1 protein-coding gene is annotated in these 1,214 nt (G+C 29.2%); it reads right to left on the bottom strand.

Features of this window, described 5'->3' with window-relative positions; translation table 11 throughout:
• Positions 1-800: aspartate carbamoyltransferase (gene pyrB, locus EZH24_RS12135; protein WP_137999325.1), on the bottom strand; the 800-nt coding region annotated here is incomplete at its 3' end.
• Positions 801-1,214 lie beyond the last annotated feature (414 nt).

The following is a 1,214-nucleotide window of genomic DNA, read 5'->3' as shown; positions in this document are numbered from 1 at the left end:
AAATACGGAAGAGGATGCATTCTTATCATATTATCTTTGCATTTTCCTTCAATATCTTTTTTTGAAATTCTAAACGCGTGCTTAACTTTTTCGTATTCCTTTATATCGTCAAATCTTTCCCTCTGTATTCTCGTTATATATAAACAATCGATTTCTCCTAATATACTTTCGTAATTATCACCTATATGATATTTAATATCAGCTTTATCCAATTCTTTTAATATATGATTAGGTATCTGTATTATTTTTGGCGCTATGAAGTAAAATTCCCCATTAAACATTTTCAAAGCGTTAGAAAGCGAATGAACCGTTCTTCCGTATTTTAAATCCCCTACAAATGCGATTTTTTTATTTTCTATACTTCCAAGTTCTTCTCTTATCGTATATAAATCGAGCAATGTTTGGCTCGGATGTTCGTTCGCTCCGTCTCCCGCGTTTATTATATGGCATGTCGTTACTTCCTCTGCAAATTTTGCCGCTCCGTCTATATAATGTCTCATAACTATTACATCCGAATAAGCGGAAACCATGATTATTGTGTCTCTTAAAGATTCTCCTTTTACGACCGAACTCATATTTGGATTGTCGAAACCTAATACATGACAGCCAAGTTTATAAGCCGCGGAGGTAAAAGATAATCTCGTCCTTGTCGAAGGCTCGAAGAATATGCTCGTTATTATTTTTCCGTCCATCATTTTTCTTCTTTTGTCTTCATTCACACAATCTAATTTTTTAGCCGTGTCAAGAATTTCAATAATCTCTTCTTTCGACATTTCTTTAATTCCTATAATATTTCTCATTTTAATATCCTTTTAATATTATTTAGGCATAAAAATAGGGAATGAAACAGTTAAACCGTTTGCATTCCCTTTTAAGAATTTCAAATTCATAAAATCAGATAAATAAAAAATAATCTTATATTTTAAAAATACATTATTCATTTTTATTCCATTCCAATATTAATTTAATTTTATTAATTATATAACAATAATTTTAAAAAATCAATTATAAATTTATTTAATTTTTTATTATTCGATTTTTATAGTTGACAATTTTGTAATTTGAAAATATCATTACTCAATTAAATTAAATAAATATTTGGAGATTTTTATATGGCGAAAACTATCAAATGTAAATCCTGCAAATCGACAAACGACAAATACGCTACAAAATGCAGTTCTTGCGGCGCCGCTTTATATCCCGAAATATCTCGC

Source organism: Brachyspira catarrhinii, from assembly GCF_005518285.1.
Classification (GTDB): Bacteria; Spirochaetota; Brachyspiria; order Brachyspirales; family Brachyspiraceae; genus Brachyspira; species Brachyspira catarrhinii.
The sequence above is the reverse complement of the archived record's forward strand: the minus strand, read 5'-3'. Positions and strand labels throughout refer to the sequence as shown.